Source organism: Maribacter aquimaris (genome assembly GCF_014596745.1).
Taxonomy (GTDB): domain Bacteria; phylum Bacteroidota; class Bacteroidia; order Flavobacteriales; family Flavobacteriaceae; genus Maribacter_A; species Maribacter_A aquimaris.
Map to the genome: position 1 here is coordinate 137140 of NZ_JABTCF010000012.1, position 22942 is coordinate 160081.

The 22942-nt window shown below is 40.3% G+C and carries 18 protein-coding genes; 10 read left to right on the plus strand and 8 right to left on the minus strand.

Annotated features, from left to right (window positions below):
- Positions 1-3: 3 nt before the first annotated feature.
- Both HPE56_RS16985 and HPE56_RS16990 read right to left on the minus strand, forming a co-directional pair.
- A complete protein-coding gene (locus tag HPE56_RS16985) occupies positions 4-1002 on the minus strand; it encodes a hypothetical protein (protein ID WP_188244950.1) in 999 nt (332 codons plus the stop codon).
- A gap of 69 nt (positions 1003-1071) precedes the next feature.
- On the minus strand, positions 1072-3132 hold the full coding sequence (locus HPE56_RS16990) for a TonB-dependent receptor family protein (protein WP_188244951.1): 2061 nt from the start codon (positions 3130-3132) through the stop codon (positions 1072-1074).
- A gap of 315 nt (positions 3133-3447) precedes the next feature.
- Between HPE56_RS16990 and HPE56_RS16995 the strand changes: the two genes are divergently transcribed.
- Positions 3448-4338, plus strand: a complete 891-nt coding sequence (locus HPE56_RS16995) for a hypothetical protein (protein WP_188244952.1) — start codon at positions 3448-3450, stop codon at positions 4336-4338.
- 99 nt (positions 4339-4437) lie between these two features.
- Here the strand turns inward: HPE56_RS16995 and HPE56_RS17000 are convergent, their stop codons facing one another.
- Complete coding sequence (locus tag HPE56_RS17000) at positions 4438-4956, minus strand: hypothetical protein (protein WP_188244953.1); 519 nt, start codon at positions 4954-4956, stop codon at positions 4438-4440.
- Between the two features lie 165 nt (positions 4957-5121).
- Between HPE56_RS17000 and HPE56_RS17005 the strand changes: the two genes are divergently transcribed.
- A complete protein-coding gene (locus HPE56_RS17005) occupies positions 5122-5883 on the plus strand; it encodes an exodeoxyribonuclease III (RefSeq protein ID WP_188244954.1) in 762 nt (253 codons plus the stop codon).
- 74 nt (positions 5884-5957) lie between these two features.
- Positions 5958-6998, plus strand: coding sequence for an aldo/keto reductase (locus HPE56_RS17010; protein ID WP_188244955.1), 1041 nt, complete (start codon positions 5958-5960; stop codon positions 6996-6998).
- 105 nt (positions 6999-7103) lie between these two features.
- On the opposite strand, the gene radA is transcribed toward HPE56_RS17010, so the two are convergent.
- From radA to panC, 5 genes are all read right to left on the minus strand, one after another.
- A complete protein-coding gene (gene radA, locus HPE56_RS17015; RefSeq protein ID WP_188244956.1) occupies positions 7104-8465 on the minus strand; it encodes a DNA repair protein RadA in 1362 nt (453 codons plus the stop codon).
- 79 nt (positions 8466-8544) lie between these two features.
- Positions 8545-9687: an alpha/beta hydrolase gene (locus tag HPE56_RS17020; RefSeq protein ID WP_188244957.1), complete on the minus strand. Its 1143-nt coding sequence runs from the start codon at positions 9685-9687 to the stop codon at positions 8545-8547.
- A 27-nt stretch (positions 9688-9714) separates the two neighbouring features.
- Complete coding sequence (locus HPE56_RS17025; protein ID WP_188244958.1) at positions 9715-10680, minus strand: lysylphosphatidylglycerol synthase transmembrane domain-containing protein; 966 nt, start codon at positions 10678-10680, stop codon at positions 9715-9717.
- A 4-nt stretch (positions 10681-10684) separates the two neighbouring features.
- Complete coding sequence (gene panD, locus HPE56_RS17030) at positions 10685-11035, minus strand: aspartate 1-decarboxylase (protein WP_188244959.1); 351 nt, start codon at positions 11033-11035, stop codon at positions 10685-10687.
- Positions 11036-11048: 13 nt separating this feature from the next.
- Complete coding sequence (gene panC / locus HPE56_RS17035) at positions 11049-11894, minus strand: pantoate--beta-alanine ligase (RefSeq protein ID WP_188244960.1); 846 nt, start codon at positions 11892-11894, stop codon at positions 11049-11051.
- 103 nt (positions 11895-11997) lie between these two features.
- Between panC and HPE56_RS17040 the strand changes: the two genes are divergently transcribed.
- The 7 genes from HPE56_RS17040 to HPE56_RS17070 all read left to right on the plus strand — a co-directional run bounded on the left by HPE56_RS17040 (position 11998) and on the right by HPE56_RS17070 (position 22784).
- The gene (locus tag HPE56_RS17040) at positions 11998-12807 is read left to right on the plus strand and encodes a glycogen/starch synthase (protein ID WP_188244961.1); all 810 of its coding nucleotides are present in this window, start codon (positions 11998-12000) and stop codon (positions 12805-12807) included.
- Between the two features lie 5 nt (positions 12808-12812).
- Positions 12813-14687, plus strand: coding sequence for a DUF4270 family protein (locus HPE56_RS17045; RefSeq protein WP_188244962.1), 1875 nt, complete (start codon positions 12813-12815; stop codon positions 14685-14687).
- 160 nt (positions 14688-14847) lie between these two features.
- Complete coding sequence (gene glmS, locus HPE56_RS17050) at positions 14848-16695, plus strand: glutamine--fructose-6-phosphate transaminase (isomerizing) (RefSeq protein WP_188244963.1); 1848 nt, start codon at positions 14848-14850, stop codon at positions 16693-16695.
- Positions 16696-16894: 199 nt separating this feature from the next.
- Entirely contained in the window at positions 16895-19645 is a 2751-nt protein-coding gene (locus HPE56_RS17055) for a TonB-dependent receptor (RefSeq protein ID WP_188244964.1), read from the plus strand.
- A gap of 172 nt (positions 19646-19817) precedes the next feature.
- The gene (gene atpD / locus HPE56_RS17060) at positions 19818-21326 is read left to right on the plus strand and encodes a F0F1 ATP synthase subunit beta (protein ID WP_188244965.1); all 1509 of its coding nucleotides are present in this window, start codon (positions 19818-19820) and stop codon (positions 21324-21326) included.
- A 78-nt stretch (positions 21327-21404) separates the two neighbouring features.
- Positions 21405-21683 (plus strand): F0F1 ATP synthase subunit epsilon, encoded by a 279-nt coding sequence (locus tag HPE56_RS17065; protein WP_188244966.1) that lies wholly within the window; start codon positions 21405-21407, stop codon positions 21681-21683.
- 144 nt (positions 21684-21827) lie between these two features.
- Positions 21828-22784, plus strand: coding sequence for a TIGR01212 family radical SAM protein (locus HPE56_RS17070; RefSeq protein WP_188244967.1), 957 nt, complete (start codon positions 21828-21830; stop codon positions 22782-22784).
- Positions 22785-22942 lie beyond the last annotated feature (158 nt).

The window sequence follows — 22942 nt, forward strand, 5'->3', positions numbered from 1 at the left end:
GGGTTATTCGATATGTATCGGACGCCAGACCCCACCATAAATCTCATCTTCAGTGCCAAAAGAATGGGTGCCTAAAATGTTTTTGCAAGGACCTGATAAAGCTTCAATCTTAAACCCATTGACCTCTTTTGCAATGGTGATATCCTTAAAAATGGTGAAAGGCTTTTCTTTGTTAAGGGAATCGGTTTTCCCCAATTTATAGATGATGGAATAAAAAGGTCCCGTATCCCCAAGGTCCTCTGATGCCGAGGCCCATATGATCCCTTCCTGGTCAATATGGAAATCGGTAATACTTCTTTTGGTCGCTTTATCGGTCCAATGGCCAGGAACATCGATTGGGATGCCTGTTGTACCTTCCTTACCCATTTTGAATGAATGTTCCTGAATATTCAAAACCCCCCATCGTACAATACCGTTGGGATAGTTTTTTGACCCTCCCCGTTCTCCCAAAATCACAATTCTATTGTTTTTGTCATAGGGCAAACAGGTTATTGCTTCATATTGGTCCCCGGTAACATCGAAGTCATTCCTATAAAGCATCGGGAGTTTGATGCTACCCAGAACAGTGGCAAACAATTTCATGGTATCTACCTTAATATGGAAGATACGACCTAATTCACCCTGCCAATTTCCGGATTCGGCGATTAAATATTCATTGTCCTTTCCGGGAATGGCACAAATGCTTTCCAAATCATTGGATATACCGTCTTTGTCCCAACCATGGATTGGAATAGGGGCAACGGTTAAGGATTCATTATTGACCCTTATGAGGCCCAATCGAACATCCTTAGCGTTCTTTTTATAATCATAAACAGCCAAATATGAGCAATCGTCAATTTGTTCCATACCACTTGATCCGCCTGAATTTTTGAACGTTTGGGTCAGTGCATTGTTTTCGTTCGTTGATGGATTTACCACAGTTTTATTACTGGTGCAGGCAGCTAAAGAAAGAAGCAGGCAAATAGCTACCAAAAAAGGGAAGTGTTCAATTTTAAAGGTCATTGTTTAGGTGTTTGAACATTGCAGATCTATCATACTAAGTTAACCAATACTTTGCTAAGGAAAGAATTCTTACAGGCTATATTTTAGGAGTAAGGAACCATAAAAATTCCTGTCATTGCCAGGATAAAAATACCGGGGGTCACTACCTCCAAAACCAACGGCGTTGATTAGTACCGATTGGGCGTAATGGGTATCGGTGAAATTGTTGATGCCAAAATCGATTCCAAAGAGTAGTTTTTCGGAGAGCTGTTTTTTATAACCAAGACGTGTATGCCATAAATTAAAGCTGTCGCTAGAAAGGGTATTCGCATCTGTGAGCGGAATGGCACCAACATATTGGTGGGTGGTATTCCAATAAAAACCATTTCGCCATTGAAGTTGCAATCCCGTATTCAATCGATGTTTTGGTACCCCGGTCAAAGGGTTGCCGGAATAGTCATTATCACCATCAATAAAATCAACAAACTTATGGTTGCTATAAGAATAGCTCATAAAAGGAGTTAATTTAAGTTGGGGGGTAAGTTGTACTTTATAGTCGAGCATAAGCTCCATTCCTTGGTGTTTGGTGCTTCCGGCGTTCTTACCTATAAATTCGTCCTCGCCTATGCGTTGGGCGACCAAAAGGTTTTTGATTGACATGCGGTAAAGTGCCACATTTATTTTTAGCTTGTTGTTCACTAAAAACAAATCGCATCCCACCTCATAATTGGTGCCGGTTTCTTGGCTGATATCGGGGTTTATGCTCCCGCCAGGGGTTAAAGTCTCCTCTAAGCTAGGATTGGAAAAACCTCGGCTGATGTTCATGTAAATTTCCTGTTTCGGATAAAAGGAATACCTTAAATTAAGGCTAGGTGAAAAAATGGTGCCAAAACGTCGCTTTCCACTGGTGTTTTCAGCCCCACTCTTGTGTAAATCCCTAAAGTCATAAAAAGTCTTATTAATATTTAAACCCAGTTGGGCCGAAAAAAATTCGGCCAGAGGAAAGGTCAAGGTGCCAAACGCATTGAATTGGGTCCTAAATTCCTTGTTATCACTTAATAGATTCCCTTTAATACTACCTTCTTCAGTATTGGTTTCATAAAGGTTTTCATACGTGCTCCAATTGTATTCGTCCTTATATAATTCGGCCCCAAATGTGTATTGGGTGGCGTGGTCCCTGATCTTGAAATCGCCCAAGAAACGTGTTCTGAATCCATAGCCATTGGTGAACTCATCCAAGATATTGAAAGGCCGTGGTTCATAATGATCCAGATAGGTATAGAATAGGCTGGTAGTATTTGAAAGCTTTTGATTGAAAGCATGGGTAAGGGAAATTCCGGCCAAGGTATATTTATTGGCTTCATAGCCTTTTGAGGTCTTCCAGGTAAATGCGGCTTGGGTGGGGTCTTCCTCAAAAGCATCTTGGCTGATTGAGCTTGCGATTTGGGCGTTATAATCGATATGATTCAATAAAAACGCAATTTTGTTTTTTGTATTGATCGTATAAGAAGTATTCAAAAGTATTCCATCGCGCTCAAAACGACTGTTCTCACGATAACCCTCCAAGGTCATATGGCCATAATGCAGTTCCAGGGCCAACCGATCATCGGCATGGGTAAAACCAAGACTGTTTTTTAATAACCCATAGGAGCCGACCGTAAAATTGTTGCTTAGGGTGGTGGCTTGTTGCAGTGCTTCCTTGGGATTTAAAACAATAGCACCACCTAAATTGGCTCCAAAAGCTGTGCCTTTGGGACCTTTAATAACCTCTATGGAATTCATATTTTCAAGGTCATAGGCTTCTATCGTAGAAAAACCTGTACCATTGGTAATCGGAATTCCATGGTAATAGAGTTTTAATTTATCGGTGCCGTAAGGTGTTCTGGCCCCGACACCGCGAATTGTGATCCGGTTGGTGTTCAGTGCTCCAGAAAGCACATATACCCCGGGAATCTGGTTCAGCGAAGAAACCATTTCAACCGGACTGAAATTTTGAAAAATCTTGATATTGATTACTTGTGAGGGTGTGATGCCTGTGGCTTGTTTTGCCTTTAAGGAATCGATCAACACTACTTCCTTTAATTGATTGATGCTGTCCTTGATCATGATGTCCTGGCCAAAGGACATTATATGGGGACTAAAAAAAAACATACACACAATTAAAAACCTCATGGCCCCAAGATAGCTAACAAAAGGATGTTATAATAACAAAAACGCATTCAGTTTATTAATGTACATTGGTCGATGTTAAAGGCTAAAGGGGTGTTGTGAACAAGCAAAATCGATAAAATCATAAAATTCCTACAATAATTATAAGAGCTATTACAACAATTATGTTGGTTTTTACAACAATATGCGGTTTAAATACGTTTAATCCCGACAAGCTTCCCTATTTTAGAACCTTGTAGAAGTGAAATAGTAGAAAAAGACTACATGTAGTATTTAAAATCCAATAGCAGAAAACACATGATTGCAAAACAATTATTTTATCCTTTTATATTCATTTTGTTCTCTTTCTCGATGTATGCCAAGGTACCACAGTCTGAGAAGGAGGTACTAATAGCGTTGTACAATAATACCCAAGGGGAAAATTGGACGACCTCTTGGTCATTGAATAAACCCGTTTCCAAGTGGTATGGGGTTCAGGTTGAGGATGATCATGTTGTGGGCATTGACCTATTCAATAATAATCTGGTAGGGCAATTGCCTAATTCCATTTCCAAGTTGGAGAAATTAAGGGAGTTGAATCTCGCCTTCAATCGATTGAACGGAGAAATCCCTGAAGGGATAACCTCATTAAAGTATCTAAAGGTGCTCAGGATGGGTAAAAATTCATTGACAGGATCCATCCCCGAAAATATTGGGAATCTACAATCTTTGGAGATTCTTGAATTGTTGGATAATGACCTTTCAGGTGTATTGCCTTCCAGTATTGGAAAATTGGTCAATATTAAGTTCATTGTACTATCCAGTAATGAATTGGAGGGTGAGATTCCGGATTCAATCGGTGGCTTAACGCAATTGGAGGCTTTGGAACTAGGGGATAATAAGATCAAGGGTGAAATTCCAGAGAATATGGGAAAACTTTTAAACCTTAATCGCCTAGTACTTTTAGAAAACCAATTGATCGGATTTGTGCCAAACAATATTCTTTCATTGCCGAAATTAAGGTTGCTGCAATTACAGAATAACAACTTGGGAATGGATATGGCATTTCAAAAATCGGGAAATGAAGCCAATTATGCCATTTTTGATGTGGGGCAAAAGATCTTACATTTTGATCAAAAGCCTATTCCTAAGTTCGAATTTAAAGGGGATACCAGAATGGCAGACACCAAGTTCGAGGATGAGGATTAGATCAAATTTCCGTACCCTTTTGTTTTATAAAGGAGGCCCAACCTAATACTCTGGTGGTAAAATGCTCCGAATTGGGGCAGAAACCTGGTATTCGTATATCTAAAACCGTATCCCGATCGATAAGCCGGCACGGAACATAAAAGTATCCTGAAAATCCTCAGGGTTTATATTTCTTCCTACACCTGCGTTTATTTCCAAACTAAATTTTTCACTTTGGGTTACCCATTTGTTGCCAACCCCCAAACCAAGGGCCGTGGTACTATAATCGTTATTGCGAACCCCGAGATTGTTGTCCGGTATTTTGTCCTCCCCAGTATAGTAAAGTCCAAAAGCCTCGGCAAAGAAACCGCTTCTTGGCATATAGCCAAAATAGGCTCTTAAATTGGGTCCTATTCCAAAATTCCCATTATAATCGGTTGCATCACTATCAAAATACAGGGTTCCACCAATACTCGTGTCCTCACTGAAAAAATATTCATAGGAGCCTTCCACCGTGCTATTGGCCAAAAATTGGCCAATATTGAACTTGAGTTCATTGTTGTTGGTAAATCTGGGATAGGCTTGTGCACTTAACACTCCTGCGCTTAATAATGCGATTACAACATATAGATTTTTCATTGGGCAATGTGTTTATTCTTTAAAGAACGAATCAAATCCTGTTCCAAAGCGGTAAAAATAAAACCTATTCTTGAATTAATGCTGATTGGTCAAGGATTTTAGATAAGTGGGATAGCGGGCCATCGAACAAAAAACATTCGTTATTTTTAGGCAAAATTTAACGAAGTGAAAATAGCATCTTACAATGTAAACGGTATTCGTGCCGCTATGAAAAAGGGGTTTCTTGACTGGTTAAAAGCCGCTGACCCGGATGTAATATGCCTTCAGGAAATCAAGGCGATGAAAGAACAATTGGATCTTTCGTTGTTTGAGGAGGCCGGGTATGCGCATAATTATTGGTTTAGTGCACAGAAAAAAGGTTATAGTGGAGTCGCAATCTTGAGTAAAGGCAAACCCGAACAGGTCGAATACGGTACAGGCATTGAATCCATGGATTTTGAGGGTAGAAATCTAAGGGCCGATTTTAATGGGGTTTCTATTATGAGTCTATACTTGCCTTCGGGAACAAATATGAATCGGTTGGATTTCAAGTTGAATTATATGGCCGAATTTCAAAAATATGTGGATAATTTACGGAAGGAATATCCCAATTTGATTATCCTTGGGGATTATAATATCTGTCATCGGGCCATAGATATCCATGACCCTGTGCGTAACAAGAATGTTTCCGGATTTTTACCCGTCGAAAGGGAGTGGATTGGAAACTTCATTAAAAGTGGATTTACAGACAGTTTTAGGCACTTTAATGAAGAACCTGATAATTATACGTGGTGGACCTACCGTGCCAATGCCAGAAACAACAATAAAGGCTGGCGCTTGGATTACGGGATGGTGAGCGAGCCTTTGGAAGAAAGGCTGAAGCGCTCCGTGATTTTGTCCGATGCCAGGCATAGTGACCATTGCCCCATTATGGTCGAATTGGAATAAAAGGAAAATACCCAATGGGAAAGGGTGTATAAGTTGTATTTTTAACGCTTGAAAATTAAATAAGGATTTGTTGGATGATTTATACCAAGTTACCGCATACCGATATTGAAGTAAGTAAATTATGCCTGGGAACCATGACCTGGGGCAATCAGAATAGTGAAGCGGAAGGTCATCAGCAAATGGATTATGCCGTTGATCAAGGCGTTAATTTTTTTGATGCTGCAGAGCTCTATCCAGTGCCGGCTCATCCCGATTATCAAGGCGAGACTGAAAGGATAATCGGTACCTGGTTTAAAAAAAACAAGAATCGCGATCAGATTGTTTTAGCCTCTAAGATTGCTGGAAATGGGGATTACACCAAATTCATTCGAACAACGGGTTTTTCAAGGGAAGCCATAATAAGTGCTGTTGAAGGTAGTTTAGAGCGTCTACAGACCGATTATATAGATCTATATCAATTACATTGGCCGGAGCGCAATGCAAATTATTTTGGGAAACGTGGCTACCGACACGATATTACGGATTATTGGGAAGATAATTTTCATCAGGTCTTGGAAACATTACGCGATTTGATTCATGAAGGTAAAATAAGGCAAGTGGGTATATCAAATGAGACCCCTTGGGGTACCATGCGCTATTTGGAGGAAAGTAAAGTGCATTCAAGTCTTCCGAGAATGATTACCATTCAAAATCCATATAATTTATTAAACCGATTGTTCGAAGTGGGCTTGGGCGAAATCTCAATGCGTGAACAAATAGGGTTGTTGGCTTATTCCCCTATGGGTTTTGGCGTTTTAAGTGGTAAATATTTAGGGGGTAATATACCTGAAAAATCCAGATTGGCCCTTTTTCCCAAACTTGATAGATATAGCAGTGAAAATGCTTCGTTGGCCACTCAAAAATATGATGTGCTTGCCAAGGAGCATGGAATGACCTTGGCAGGGATGTCCTTGGCGTTCGTTACTTCAAGACCCTTTGTGACCAGCACTATTATTGGGGCATCGACCATAGATCAACTTAAGGAAAATATAGGGAGTATCGATGTTCAATTAAGCGATGAACTGCTAAAGGGAATTAATGCCATACATAATAAAATCCCAAATCCTTCACCATAAATAAAGTGATATGCATTTTCTGCAAGTAGGTTTCGGACAGTTTGTTTTGATTATCGTAGTTATAGTCATTATCCTCGTTTTTGCTAGAATAATGCGGGATAAGCGTTAATCGAACAGACCACTGACCACATCCTCTATCCGAGCGACAAGTTCAATATTGATTTCAGGATTTTTGAGACTGATTTTATTGTTTTTGGAAACATAGATGGTGTCAAAACCTAATTTCTCTGCTTCAAGTATGCGTTGTTCTACCCGTTGTACGGGTCTGATTTCCCCTGCCAGACCGACTTCGGCCGCGAAACAGATTCCTTTTTCAATGGGAATATCGGAATTACTGGATAGAATCGCTGCGATAACAGCTAGGTCTATGGCCGGATCATCAACGGAGATACCTCCCGTGATATTCAAAAAGACATCTTTGGCCCCTAATTTGAATCCGGCCCGTTTTTCAAGCACCGCCAATAACATATTCAATCTTTTGGCATTGTAACCCGTGGTTGATCGTTGGGGTGTGCCATAGACGGCTGTACTTACCAAAGCTTGTATTTCAATCATTAGGGGGCGCATACCTTCAACCGTAGAGGCTATGGCAGTACCACTTAGGCCTTCGTCATTTTTTGAAATCAAAATTTCCGAGGGGTTGTTCACTTCACGGAGGCCACTGCCCTGCATTTCATAAATGCCGAGTTCTGCGGTGGATCCAAAACGGTTTTTGAGGGCCCTAAGAATACGATACACATAGTTGCGGTCACCTTCAAACTGTAGCACGGTATCGACCATGTGCTCTAGAATCTTGGGTCCTGCAATGGATCCATCCTTAGTGATGTGACCGATTAGTATCACAGGAGTATTGGTTTCCTTGGCAAATTTGATGAGTTCCGCGGTACATTCCCTTATTTGTGAAATGCTTCCGGCTGCTGATTCAATGTAATCGGAGTGTAAGGTCTGTATCGAATCAATGACCACGATATCAGGTTCCATGGCTTCAATCTGTTGAAATATATTTTGGGTTTTTGTTTCCGTAAGGATATAGCAATTTTCGCTATTAGGAAGAATGCGGTCAGCCCGCATCTTAATTTGTTTTTGGCTTTCCTCCCCAGAAACATATAAGGTTCTATAAGGTAGTTTTAGGGCGATCTGGAGTAGTAATGTACTCTTGCCAACGCCGGGTTCCCCTCCCAACAAAACCAAGGATCCGGGAACGAGTCCGCCACCTAGTACCCTATTGAATTCCAGGTCATAGGTGTTTAAACGTAATTCCTTATCAATGCTAATCTCGTTGACCCGTAATGGTTTTGCTATTTTTTTTGAAGTGCCCGAAGGTGTTTTCCAGCTCTTTTTGTCTTCTTTTTGAACGACTTCCTCAACAACGGTGTTCCATTCCTTGCAAGCAGTACATTGCCCTACCCATTTGGCATATTGGGTGCCACAATTTTGGCAAAAAAAAGCAGTTTTGGTTTTGGCCATTACCTTGATTTTGGTTCTGGCTAAAGATAAAGCAAAGTTTTAAAAAAGTAAGGACTTTACCTTTTTAAGGTTGGGTTTTTCAATATCCAAAATCGGCTTTTAAGGCATCGATCTTCTCAAGAGCCATTTCTTTGGTCAGGAAATCGATTTCTTCCATGCCAAATGCCTTTTCAAAAGTACGTAGTGCTTTTTTTGGTTCACCCAATTGTTCATAATATTCCCCTTCAAAATAAAATCCCAACATGGTATCGGGAAACTCAGCCTTGCAAAGATCCGATAAAGGTTTTAGGGACTCGAAATCCTCTTTTTTCCTGGAACCGGCATAGATGGCCATGATGTCGTTGAGATCAACGGGTTTTTTTATCCCGAACAGATTTTCGATACTGTTGTATTTGTTCTCCAAATAATTGAAGACCGGTTCTTCGGAGGTCAATATCTGTGTTTTGTATTCTTTGGGGCTAATGGGTTTGAACATCCCAAAGATATTGTCAAACGCTTTCCCAATCCCATAGGTGGGTACGGATAAGTGATCAGCACTTGGATATTCATCAAAATAGTAATGCAAGGTTTCTTTGTCTATCGCTTTGATGGCCTTGTCCATTGCCAGTATTCTTGCGGTATTTTTGCTTTTTTCGCCTTCGAGGATCAGCTGGTAGAAAATCTGTTGGTCCAAGGCTTCCAAACGCATGGGGATGTTGGTTTCCATATCGGGTGCCAACGTAGGCGAAATGTTGATGTAGGCATCGAAGAGTGGATGTTCCTTGAACAACCAATAGTTTTCAAAATTCCCGGTAATATCATAACCGACGATCATTTTAAAAGGGGCCGTATTGTAGTTTAAGTCAAGATATGGTATGATTTCCATTCCCAAAAACTCAAAGAATTTGTTCCCTTTTTCTGCAGGTAATCCGGTTTGGCTATCATAAGCACAATCGTCCAAACGAATGCTTTCCTTACTTTGATGAATGCCGACAATAATGGATTCCGGCATACCATGGAATTTACTGTAATATTTTGCTGTTGCCACGACCTGTTCAAAAAGGTAATCGGCATCTAAAACGACGATAAGGGGGTGTTTTTTGTCTTTGTTGTATTCCTCAGGGAAATAATAACTGACGTCCCTTCTTTCCTGAAGTTTAAACGATTCGAATATTTCTTTGGTTATTTGGGCATTGACGCCATAGCATATAAGAAAGGTGAAAAGTACAAGTAAACGTTGCATAAAACAGCTTTTAGGCAACCTTGTGGGTTACCGGTTTCTGTTCAATAACGGCAATAACAGAAAAGATATTGCCCCAAAAACAACTACGACTACGGTTTGTGATATCCACATGATCCATCCAAAGGCATCGCCCGATACGGAGGTAATCCCAAAAATGGCCAATGCCTTGCTTACGGCAATGGGGTATAGTCCTACCCCACCATTGGTAGTGGTTATGGCAAAAGCACCGGCCACAAAGGCAACCAAGAGTTGGCTAATGGTTAAATGCGTGGTTTCCGCAAGGGTGTTCTTAACGACTACGAACATACCGACATAGCAAGTCCAAATGAGTAGGGTGTGAAACACAAAAGCCCATTTGTCTTTCATTTTAAAAATGCTTAATACCCCGTCTAGAAGACCTTTTACGAATTTTTTGATTTTTAGGGCTAAACCATTTTTTGATTTTTTTATGAAAAGGAAGAAAATTAGGGCAGCGATGATTGCTGCCGAGAGTAACAAAAGTATTTTAGTATAATTGAACCCCTTGTTTTCCAAGAACTCAACGATAATCTCGGTTTGTAATATTAACGTGGTCGTGATTATCGACAAAAGCATGATCATATCTATTACCCTTTCGGTGACAATGGTGCCAAACCCTTTTTCGAAAGGAACATCCTCGTAAGTAGTTAAGGCAGTTGCCCGTAGTATTTCACCAGATCTGGGGATACCTAAATTCGCAAAATAAGAAATTAAGATGATCAAAAGGTTATTGCTCAATTTTGGTTGGTACCCCAAAGGTTTCAGTAAGTAGTTCCAGCGAATGGCTCTTGAAACATAAGCAATGATCCCCATGAGAATTGAAATTCCCACCCAAAACAAATCGGCTTCCTTGATATGGTAGATAATCTGCTCCCGATCCGCTTCGGAGGTTGAGTTGTACCAGTACCAAACCAAAAAAACTCCCAATGCGATTGGGAGTATGGTTTTTAAGCTCTTTTTTACGGATGTGGTCAAAAAATCAGTTTAACAGGTTTGTCGCTTCATTCGGGAAAACCAAGGCCGGTTTGAATTTTTTGGCCTCCTCAATATCCATTCTGGCATAAGTGATCAATATCAATATATCGCCAACGGCCACTTTACGGGCTGCGGCACCGTTCAAGGTAAGTTCACCACTACCCCTTGGTCCGGGAATGACATAGGTTTCCAATCTTTCGCCATTATTGTTGTTCACAATCTGCACTTTTTCACCTTGGATAATGTTTGCAGCATCCATCAAATCCTCATCTATGGTAATACTACCAATATAGTTAAGGTCTGCACCGGTAACTTTTACACGATGTATTTTAGATTTTACAACTTCTATTTGCATGGGACAAAGTTAATCAATTAAGGGCTATGTTGTCTATGAGACGGACTCCTTCCGTATAAACGGCAATAAATGCCCTATATTTTTTGTTTTTTTGTTTTTTCACTACTGGTTTCAAAGTGTCTGCCTGGGCAATCGCTATATATTCCAATTCTAGTTCTGGGTGTTCGTCAAATTGTTTGGTTACCCATTCCGTAACATATACAGCACTTTCCGTGCCAAATTTCTTTTTGGCAGTTGTCAATGTGCTATAGATGAAGGAGGCTTCTTTCCTCATGTTTTCGGTCAATCTTTCATTTCGGGAACTGAAAGCCAATCCGGTCTCTTCCCGCACTATTGGGCAACCGACTATTTCTACGGGAATATGCCGGATTTCAGTTAGTTTTTTAATAATTTGAAGTTGTTGGTAGTCCTTTTCCCCAAAATAGGCCCTTGTGGGTTGTACCAAGGTCAGTAGTGCTTCAACAATGGTGCCTACACCATCAAAATGCCCTTCCCTAAAGGCTCCTTCCATCACTTTGTCCAGACCATCGAAATCGTAAGTCCTCGATGTCACATTTTCCGAATACATTTCCTCTATGGTCGGTGCAAAGACAATGATATGGTTTGCGATTTTTTCTAAAATACCCAAATCGGCTGTCAGTGTCTGTGGATAATTTTCAAGGTCTTCAGGATTGTTAAACTGCGTGGGGTTCACAAAAATACTCACGACTACAACGGAATTTTCTTGCACTGCCCGTTCAACTAGGGCCGCATGCCCTATATGTAAGGCCCCCATGGTAGGCACGAGACCTATACTATCGTTTTTTTTTAACGAAGAAAGGCGGTCCTTTAGTTCTTTTCTGGTATTGATCAGCAACATAGGTTACATTTAAAAGGGAGCAAACTTACTATAAATACTGCTAATCTGCATAATTTTTGTAATTTTGCATCAATCTTTTCAAGATAAATAAAATATTGCTTTTATGAATGGTAAAAAGATATTGTTTGTATCTTCTGAATTAGTCCCCTACCTTCCAGAGAATGAAGTATCCTTAATGTCATACGAAACCCCAAGAATGGTCAACAGCAATGGCGGCCAAATTCGGATTTTTATGCCAAGGTATGGAAACATCAATGAACGTAGGCATCAACTGCACGAAGTCATTCGTCTATCAGGGATGAATCTTGTCATTAATGATATGGATATGCCTTTGATCATAAAAGTGGCCTCTATACCAAAAGAGCGTATTCAGGTGTACTTTATCGACAATGAAGAATATTTCAAAAGAAAGGCAACCTTTACCGATACGGAAGGTAACCTTTTCGAGGACAATGACCAACGAGCCATTTTCTTTGCAAAGGGAGTTGTTGAAACAGTCAAAAAATTGAATTGGTCTCCAGATATCATTCATGTACATGGCTGGCTGGCTTCCTTACTGCCCTTATATTTGAAAAAATACTATGCCGATGAGCCTCTGTTCGGGGATAGTAAGATCGTTACCTCGGTCTATGGAAAGGGTTATGAGGGCGAGCTCGACAAGGACATGATTAGTAAGATTGCCTTTGATGGCGTTTCAGAGGATAGTATAAGCGCCTTGAAAACACCTAATTATAATAATTTGTTAAAAGTTGCGGTAGATTATTCCGATGCTGTTATTTTAGCTGCGGAAGAAATTCCGGAAGAATTAATAAATTATATTTCCAACCTAGAAAAACCCGTGTTGCCTTATGTTCCTTTACAAGGTTTTGAAGAAGCATATGCCAATTTCTATAACACTGAAGTTTTAAAATAATCTAAATGAGTTTTTTTAAGCGAATTAAATTTCCTGTGCTGGCGGGTGTTTTATGTATTGGTTTGTTTGTTTCCTGTGAAGAAGAGGTTACTACCATAGGGTCAGAAGTTATTGGAGGTAAGGCTTTTACATCGAATAAGGCCGTTTTTGACGTATTTGCATATAACAAAAAGGTTAAGGCGCTACGTACAAATAAATTGCCAGTATACCAATTAGGGGTTTTCGATGATCCTATTTATGGAAAGACAGAAGCAAGGATCACGACTCAATTGCTTTTGTCCCGTAGCAATCCTTCCTTTGGGTTTTATAGTCAGGAGGTTGAAGATCAATCCAATACTGACGACAGTGTGACTACCATTCCTGAAAATGAAACTGTTGATTCTGTTTATTTGTACATTCCCTATTTAAAGAATCCGAAGGGTGATATTGATAATGATGGGGTGGCAGATGCTTTTGATATAGATCCGGAAGATGCGACTAGTGATACCGATGGGGATGGTTTAACGGATGCCCAAGAGAAATTGGCAGGGACCGATCCACTAAATTCCGATTCTGATGGGGATGGTGTCAATGATGCGGATGATGATTCCACTGCATCGAACAATTACGCACAAAGGGTCGATATTGATAGTGTTTATGTCAATGGCCGCAATTACGATGACAATGTAGAAACATCTTTTAATTTAAAGGTAGAGCGATCAACCTATTTTTTAAGGGATTTAGATCCCAATACTGATTTTCAGGAATCGCAGGAATATTATTCTTCCCAACAATTTTCACCAAACTTTGTTTCCGATCTGCTTTATGAAGGGGAATATGTGATTGATGATAAACAATTTTTATTGAAACAACAAGATGATGAGGATACCGATGAGGATGAGTCCGAATTGTTCACTAAGTTGAATCCGGGAATCCGGGTGCCGCTTGATAAAGCGTTTTTCCAAGAAAACATACTCGATAAAGAAGGGGGAACAGAGCTTTTAAGCCAATCGAACTTCAATGATTATATCAGGGGCTTGCATTTGTCCATCGGACCTGGTTCACAGGATGTGATGTTGTTATTGGATATGAGCGGGGCTTCGGTAACTATGTATTATCATTACGATAAGGTAGATACGAACAGTACTTCGGACGATACTTCGGATGATTCGGTATTTCAAGAGCAAGCTGAATTTGTGTTTAACCTAACCAGTCAGACTACCAATTATAATATGGTAAACACTTTTGAGAGTGAATCCTATCCTATTGAAATAGCCAATGCCTTGGATACTGGTGGGAATGCCCAAAGAATCTATGTCAAAGGTGGGGCTGGAACCTATGCCGAGTTAAAATTATTCGCGGAGGCAACAGCGGATGCCCAGGAATTGATCGAACAAATCCAAAGTAACAATTGGGTTATCAATGAGGCCAACTTGGTGTTTTATGTAGATCAAGAGGCCATAGCTGTACCGGGTGGTGTGGTTGAGCCACCTAGATTGTATTTGTATAATCTGGATGAGCAGGAGCCATTGATCAACATCAGTACGGAACAGAGTGATACAGGATCTTTGCCTTTATTTGGCAGTTATCTTAATTATGATGGTGTTATTGAGAAATCATCCGATGGTATTGGCGAGAAATATACCATAAGGATAACCGATTATATCAATGATATAATTATCAGGGATGAGGCCAATGCTACTTTAGGGTTGACAATTACTCCCGATATAAATCTAACCGTATTGAATGTGTTTGGCAATGCCGTCCTTGAAGATGGAGAAAAGGATTTGCCTGCAGTATCCGCTTTAACTCCTTTAGGGACTGTGCTCCATGGGGCTACCGAAGATAATGGGGCGAAAAGATTGAAACTTGAAATATTCTATACCGAAACAAACCAATAGTAATACACCTTCCCCCGAGTTACAATTTTCAAATTTTTTGTAGTGGTAATATACCACTTACAGAGTATTAGCGTTTTACATCTAAATGAGAAAGGATTTTTCGTCCTTAAGGGTATATTTGTAAAAATTCATTTAATACCATTCAACTAAAAAAAATAATATGTGTGGAATTGTAGGGTATATTGGACACAGGGATGCCTATCCCATCATAATTAAAGGACTTCAACGCTTGGAATACCGAGGTTATGATAGTGCTGGGGTTGCTTTGTTCGACGGTAAAGACATTAACCTTTCAAAGACCAAAGGCAAGGTTGAGGATTTAAAAAATAAATGCAAATCCTCGATTTCGTTGGAAGGTAAGTTGGGAATTGGCCATACGCGTTGGGCTACCCACGGTGTACCAAACGATGTCAATTCACATCCACATTACTCCAATTCAGGGGATTTGGTGATTATACATAACGGGATCATTGAAAATTATGAATCCTTAAAGAAAGAATTGATAAATAGGGGGTATTCCTTTACTTCAGACACAGATACGGAAGTATTGGTGAATTTAATTGAGGAGGTACAAAAATCGGAAGGGGTTTTATTGGGTAAAGCTGTTCAAATAGCCCTGAACCAAGTAGTTGGCGCCTATGCCATCGCTGTTTTCGATAAGAAAAAACCCGATGAGATTGTTGTGGCGAAATTGGGTAGTCCGTTAGCCATAGGTATTGGTGAGAATGAGTTTTTTATTGCTTCCGATGCCTCACCTTTTATCGAGTTTACGAATAATGCGGTTTATCTAGAGGATGAAGAGATGGCCATAATTCGTCTTGGGAAAGAGATTAAATTGAGAAAAATTAAGGATGATGCCATAGCCTATCCCAATATTCTGGAACTTCAAATGAATCTGGAGGAAATAGAAAAAGGAGGGTATGATCATTTTATGCTCAAAGAGATCTATGAACAGCCTAGGGCCATTATGGATACGTATCGCGGTCGTTTGCTGGCAGACCAAGGTTTGATAAAAATGGCGGGTATTGATCAACATTTGGAAAAATTCATCAATGCCAATAGGATTATCATTGTCGCCTGTGGTACTTCATGGCATGCGGGATTGGTGGCAGAGTACATTTTTGAGGACTTGGCCAGGATACCCGTTGAAGTTGAATATGCTTCGGAATTTAGATATAGGAATCCCGTGATTACGGAAAAAGATGTTCTGATAGCGATATCCCAATCAGGGGAAACAGCCGATACTTTGGCGGCTATCAAATTAGCTAAGGAAAAAGGCGCCTTTGTTTTTGGGGTTTGTAATGTAGTTGGTTCCTCTATTTCAAGGGAGACCCATGCCGGTGCATATACCCATGCAGGACCTGAGATTGGGGTTGCCTCGACGAAGGCTTTTACGACACAAATTACAGTGTTGACGTTATTGGCCTTGAAATTGGCGAAGGAAAAAGGAGAATTTTCAGCATCCCGATTCCATGAATATTTAACAGAATTGGAAACGATTCCGGCGAAAGTGGAAAAAGCTTTAGAGGCCAATCCGTTGGTTGAGATTATCGCTGACGTATATAAGGATTCCACAAATTGTCTTTATTTAGGAAGAGGGTACAATTTTCCCGTAGCACTTGAGGGGGCCTTGAAATTAAAGGAAATCAGTTACATTCATGCGGAAGGGTATCCAGCTGCTGAAATGAAGCATGGTCCGATAGCCTTGATAGATGAACAAATGCCTGTGATTGTTATTGCTACCAAAAAGGGGCACTATGAAAAGGTGGTAAGTAATGTGCAAGAGATCAAATCACGGAAAGGTAAGATCATAGCTGTTGTAACGCAAGGTGATACACAGGTTACACAACTTGCCGATCATGTCATCGAAGTACCTGAAACATTTGAGAGTTTAACTCCGTTATTGACAACCATTCCATTACAATTGTTATCATATCATATTGCAGTGATGAGGGGTTGTAATGTGGATCAGCCACGAAATTTAGCAAAATCTGTTACAGTGGAATAAGGTAAAAAGCTTATAATTATAAAAAAAAAGGCCGTGATATAAATCATGGTCTTTTTTGTTGAAAAGTTATAGATAGTGCAAAATATTGGCTATATATTTAGTAAATAATTACTATGCGTGCATAATTTTATGGGTTTTTCATTTTTCAATATGAAAAAATCTGTATATTGGCAACAAACTAATTTAACTTATAACTATAATGAGAGCGATACTTTTTTTATCCTTAATGATGTTGGGTGCCCTCGGGTTTTCCCAAACTACGATTTCAGGAACTGTTGTTGACCACAACAATGAACCTGTGCCAGGGGCTAATGTGATTATTGTCGATAAGACAGTAGGAGCAGTATCGGATTTTGATGGTAATTTTACTTTGAAAACTTCTGAAACACCCCCATTTCAATTAAAAATTTCTAGCATTGGTTACACCGATACCACGGTGGATGTGACTTCGAATAATGAGAAAATCACAATTGTACTCGATGAGTCACACACCATGCTTGATGAAATCGTTATTTCTGCGTCCAGAACACCGGAGCGGTTGTTTGAATCCCCCGTTTCCGTTGAACGTTTTGGCTTAAAGGAAATACAGAATACGTCTTCCGCATCCTTTTATGGTGGACTCGAAAATTTGAAGGGAGTCGATATCAATACAAACAGTTTGACTTTCCAATCCATTAATACCCGTGGTTTTGCCAGTTTCGCCAACACGCGATTTATGCAATTGGTAGACGGTATGGATAACTCTTCCCCGGCATTGAATTTTGTTATGGGGAATTTGGTGGGGATGAATGACCTGGATGTCCAGAGTGTTGAGATATTACCTGGTGCTTCGTCTGCACTTTATGGGGCTAACGCTTTTAACGGTATTCTATTTATGCGCAGTAAGAATCCCTTCGATTTTCAGGGAATCAGTTCGTATTTTAAAACGGGGATAACTTCCCAAGATGCTGCCGGTGATAATGAGTATTATGATATAGGAATTCGTGCTGCCCATGCATTTAGTGATAAATTGGCAGTTAAGGCAAGTTTTTCCTTTATGGAAGGCACCGATTGGTATGCCGTTAATGAAGAAGATTTGGACAATCCCGGGCTTACTAGGGCCGACCCTGGTTATGATGGACTCAATATTTATGGTGAAGCGGTCAATACGACGCTTAATTTTGATACTTTGGCAGGATTACCTTCGGGAACATTGGGTTCTGCTTTTGTCACTAGAACGGGTTATGCCGAACGTGACCTGACCGATTACAATGCGCAAAGCGTTAAGTTTGATGGTGCTATTCACTATCGCCCCTTCGCCGATGATTTCGAAATCATTTATAACGGTAGGGTAGGACGAGGTTCCACAATTTACCAAGGGGCCAATAGATATTACCTTAATGGTTTTTCCTTACAGCAACACAAATTGGAATTCAAGAACAACAACTTCTTTGTAAGAGGCTATATTACTTCAGAAAATGCGGGTAATACCTATGATACCAGATTGGCGGCGGTCAATGTTAATCGAAATTGGAAGGGTGATACCCAATGGTTTACCGATTATGCTACTACTTTTATCGGTGCTAAATTGGGCGTAGGTACTGGGGTACAGTTGGATGATGCCACTGCACATGCCGCGGCAAGGGCCGCTGCGGATACAGGTAGATTGATTCCGGGAACACCCGGATTCGAGGCTGCCTTTAATTCGGTAATAGCCGATGGGAATGTAGCCACTGGTGCCAGGTTTATTGACAATACAAAATTAAGGCATGTCGATGCAAACTATAATTTTAGCCATTTGACAGAAAATTTTGCGGATATTCAAATAGGGGGTTCGTACCGTGAGTATGAATTGAATTCCAGTGGAACCATTTTTACCGATCAGGATGGCCCTATTCCTTATTCAGAATATGGATTGTATACCCAACTCCAGAAAAAATTCATGGATGATCGTATCAAGTTCACCGGTTCGGTCCGTTATGACAAAAATGAGCTTTTTGATGGATTTGTTTCCCCAAGGGCTTCATTGACCTATACGGTTGGGGAAAATAGAAACCATAATTTCAGGGGGTCGTTCCAAACCGGTTTTAGAAATCCGACCACCCAAGATTTATATATTGGTTTGGATGCTGGTAGGGCGCGTTTGGTCGGTGCTTCACCGGATAACTTAGATCGATATGTTTTTGACACCTCGGTCTCTACCGATGGTGCTGACATTATTGGATCCAATACCGTTACGTTAACAGGTAGGGATGCTTATGAAAACACATATTCCCTTAGTTCGTTGGAGGCAGGTACACCTGAAGCAGTCAACACACCCTTGGTGAAGCCTGAAAAAGTGACGGCGTTGGAATTAGGGTATCGTGGTCAAATAGGAAAAGTAGTCGTTGATGTCAGTGGTTATTATAATGATTATCAAGATTTTATATCACAAAAATTGGTGGCAACACCAAAATATGGCCAAGCAGGTGATGGTGGACTTTCGCTTTTGGCCTTGCAAAACCGCGATATCCAAATATTTAACGCCTATACCAACTCATTGGCCGATATTACCTCTTATGGGGTAACCGCTGGGCTTGAGGCCAAGGTGTTGGGCAATTTTGATTTCGGTGTGAATTATACGTTCTCCGATTTTGATTTTGACGAGACATCGGATCCGGACTTCCAGCCACAATTCAATACGCCAAAACACAAGGTAAAGGCTTCTTTTGGCAACACGGAGTTGTTTGAGAAATTCGGGTTTAATATCAATTACAGATGGACCGATGGATACCTTTGGGAGAATTCCTTTGCTACGGGCGACATCCCTTCGTTCAGTGTGTTGGATGCTCAGGTAAATTATGCTGTTCCAAGTATAAAATCAATATTTAAATTGGGAGCGTCCAACCTTTTAGGGGAAGAGTATGTTACCGCTGTGGGAACGGGTTACATCGGATCTCAATTTTACCTATCTTGGACGATAAACAATTAAATTAAAATGAGTTAACTCGTGAAAAAGGCGCTTAAATAGGCGTCTTTTCGCTTTTTGAAAAAAGGCAAGAAAAGCATTTCAATTTAAAATTGAAAAACATATCTTTGCAGCCTTTAGTGCAAGAAATAGAGACCTTTGAGGTCTAGAAACCAAAAACATAAATACGTTAGTAATGTCGAAAGTTACAGGTAAAGTTTCCCAGATCATTGGGCCAGTTGTGGATGTAGTATTTCAGTCTGAATCAGATCTTCCAAAAATCTATGATTCACTTGAAATCATCAACAAAGATGGCTCAATCTTGGTTTTGGAGGTACAATCCCACGTTGGGGAAAACACAGTTAGAACCATTTCTATGGATTCTACCGATGGTTTAAGCCGGGGTGTTGAGGTTGTTGCGACAGGTAGCGCTATCCAAATGCCGATAGGTGGTGATATTTACGGGCGTTTGTTCAATGTGATCGGTGATGCTATTGATGGTATCGGAAATTTACCTAAAACAGGTAAGGACGGTTTGCCAATTCACCGTGAAGCACCAAAATTCGAAGATCTTTCCACTTCTACGGAAGTACTTTTTACCGGTATCAAGGTAATTGATTTGATCGAGCCTTATGCAAAAGGTGGTAAGATTGGATTGTTCGGTGGTGCAGGAGTTGGTAAAACAGTATTGATCCAGGAATTGATTAATAACATCGCCAAAGGACATGGTGGACTTTCGGTTTTCGCTGGCGTAGGGGAACGTACCCGTGAAGGGAACGATTTGCTTCGTGAGATGTTGGAATCGGGGATTATAAAATATGGTGATGACTTTTTGCATTCTATGGAAGAAGGCGGATGGGATTTATCAAAGGTTGATAAGAAAGCAATGAAGGAGTCCAAAGCGACCTTCGTTTTCGGACAAATGAACGAACCTCCTGGAGCACGTGCCCGTGTGGCACTTTCAGGATTGACCATTGCCGAGTATTTCCGTGACGGAGCTGGTGAGGGTCAAGGAAAGGATGTTTTGTTCTTTGTGGATAATATCTTCCGTTTTACGCAAGCGGGTTCAGAGGTATCGGCACTATTGGGTCGTATGCCTTCTGCGGTAGGGTATCAACCTACTTTGGCTACCGAAATGGGGGCCATGCAAGAGCGTATTACATCAACCAAAAGAGGTTCCATTACTTCAGTACAGGCGGTTTACGTACCTGCGGATGATTTAACGGATCCAGCACCGGCAACAACATTTGCCCACTTGGATGCAACTACGGTACTTTCACGTAAGATTGCCGAGTTGGGTATTTATCCTGCAGTGGATCCATTGGATTCCACATCTAGGATTTTGACCGCTGATATTTTGGGTAATGATCATTATGCCTGTGCACAAAGGGTAAAAGAGTTGTTACAACGCTATAAAGAACTTCAGGATATTATTGCCATCTTGGGTATGGAAGAATTGTCTGAGGAAGATAAATTGGCTGTAGGTAGGGCAAGACGTGTACAACGTTTCCTTTCACAGCCTTTCCATGTAGCAGAGCAGTTTACCGGTATCCCAGGGGTTTTAGTGGATATTAAAGAAACCATTAAAGGCTTTAATATGATTATGGACGGTGAATTGGATCACTTGCCAGAATCTGCATTTAACCTTAAAGGTACTATCGAAGAAGCTATTGAAGCTGGTGAGAAAATGTTGGCTGAAGCATAAATTAGTAAACAGTGATTGGTTTACAGTGGGCATTAAGCTACTGAATACTGAATACTGAATGCTGAATATTGATAAACTATGTATTTAGAAATTGTATCCCCAGAAGCTATCTTATTTGCAGGCGAAGTAAATTCGGTTACAGTCCCAGGTATTAATGGGGAGTTTCAAATGTTGAAAGATCACGCCCCTGTAGTTTCATTATTGCAACAAGGTAATGTTGTTGTGGATGGCACTATAACTATAGCGGATGAATATCAAAATAAATTCACAAAAGACGCCAAAGGTAGAACGGTATTGGCCATTACCAGTGGCACCGTTGAAATGAAAGATAATAAAGTCATTGTTTTAGCGGATTGAACATGAATAACGATTTAAGAAAGCCCTAGCGATGATATTGTTAGGGCTTTTTTTATAGCATATATTCCCGTGGATTGGTGTAGGTGATAATAAACATGGGAAACAAAATGAATCTTCAATAGGAAGTAACACAAGCTATTCTAAATGGATTTTATAGGAAAGCGATATAACGATTATAATTCTTTTGTAAAGTTGCATTTTGGGGAACGGGTGCAAAAAATCTCCTTGGATGTGGGTTTCTCCTGTCCTAACCGGGATGGCTCCAAGGGATATGGTGGTTGTACCTATTGTAACAACAATAGCTTTAATCCGGATTATTGCGAACCCCAAAAAAGTATTTCGGCCCAATTGCAGGAAGGGATCGAGTTCTTTGCCAAACGCGGTAAGAACAAGAAATTCCTTGCCTATTTTCAAGCCTATACGAACACTTATTCTGATATAGAATCGCTTAGGGCGATGTACCAAGAGGCTTTAAATGCACCAAGGGTCGTCGGTTTGGTCATCGGTACCCGTCCGGATTGTATTTCGGATGAAGTCATCGATTATTTGGAAGAACTATCGAAAGATTATTTTATTTCGTTGGATTTTGGAGTGGAAAGTACCAATGAAAATACGCTTTTGAATATCAATCGCTGTCATACTTTTAGCGATACCATAGCAACGTATAGAAAGTGTATGGATAAGGGGTTTCATTTGGGAGCGCATATTATCATGGGGTTACCTGGTGAGACCAAAACTGATTTAATGAAACATGCCCAAGAGCTCTCCAAATTGCCTATTGATACCTTGAAAATACATCATTTACAGATTGTAAGGAATTCGGTAATGGCCGTGCAGTATAAACGGAATCCTGATAATTTCAATCTATTTACGTTGGAATCCTATATCGATTTTGTTACTGATTTCATTGGTCATTTACGTCCCGATATTATTATTGAACGCTTTATTAGTGAGGCCCCGAAAGAGTTGTTGGTTGCCCCAAAATGGGGAGGTATCAGAAAACAGGAAATATTGGATAGGATCGACCAAAAATTAAAAATCAAAAATACTTGGCAGGGTAAATATTATACACCCGAAGAAGTCATGAGCCCAAGGTTGTAATTTTAATTCATTTTATACGAGGGGGCAAGAGGATAACCCTACAACTTTACTAAGTGGGAGTCTTACCCTAGTTCATGCGCGAGCATGATGCTAATAACCAAGGACATTAGTGTTCATTGATCTTCTATTTTTTAATATGCCCAATAATATCTCCTCAT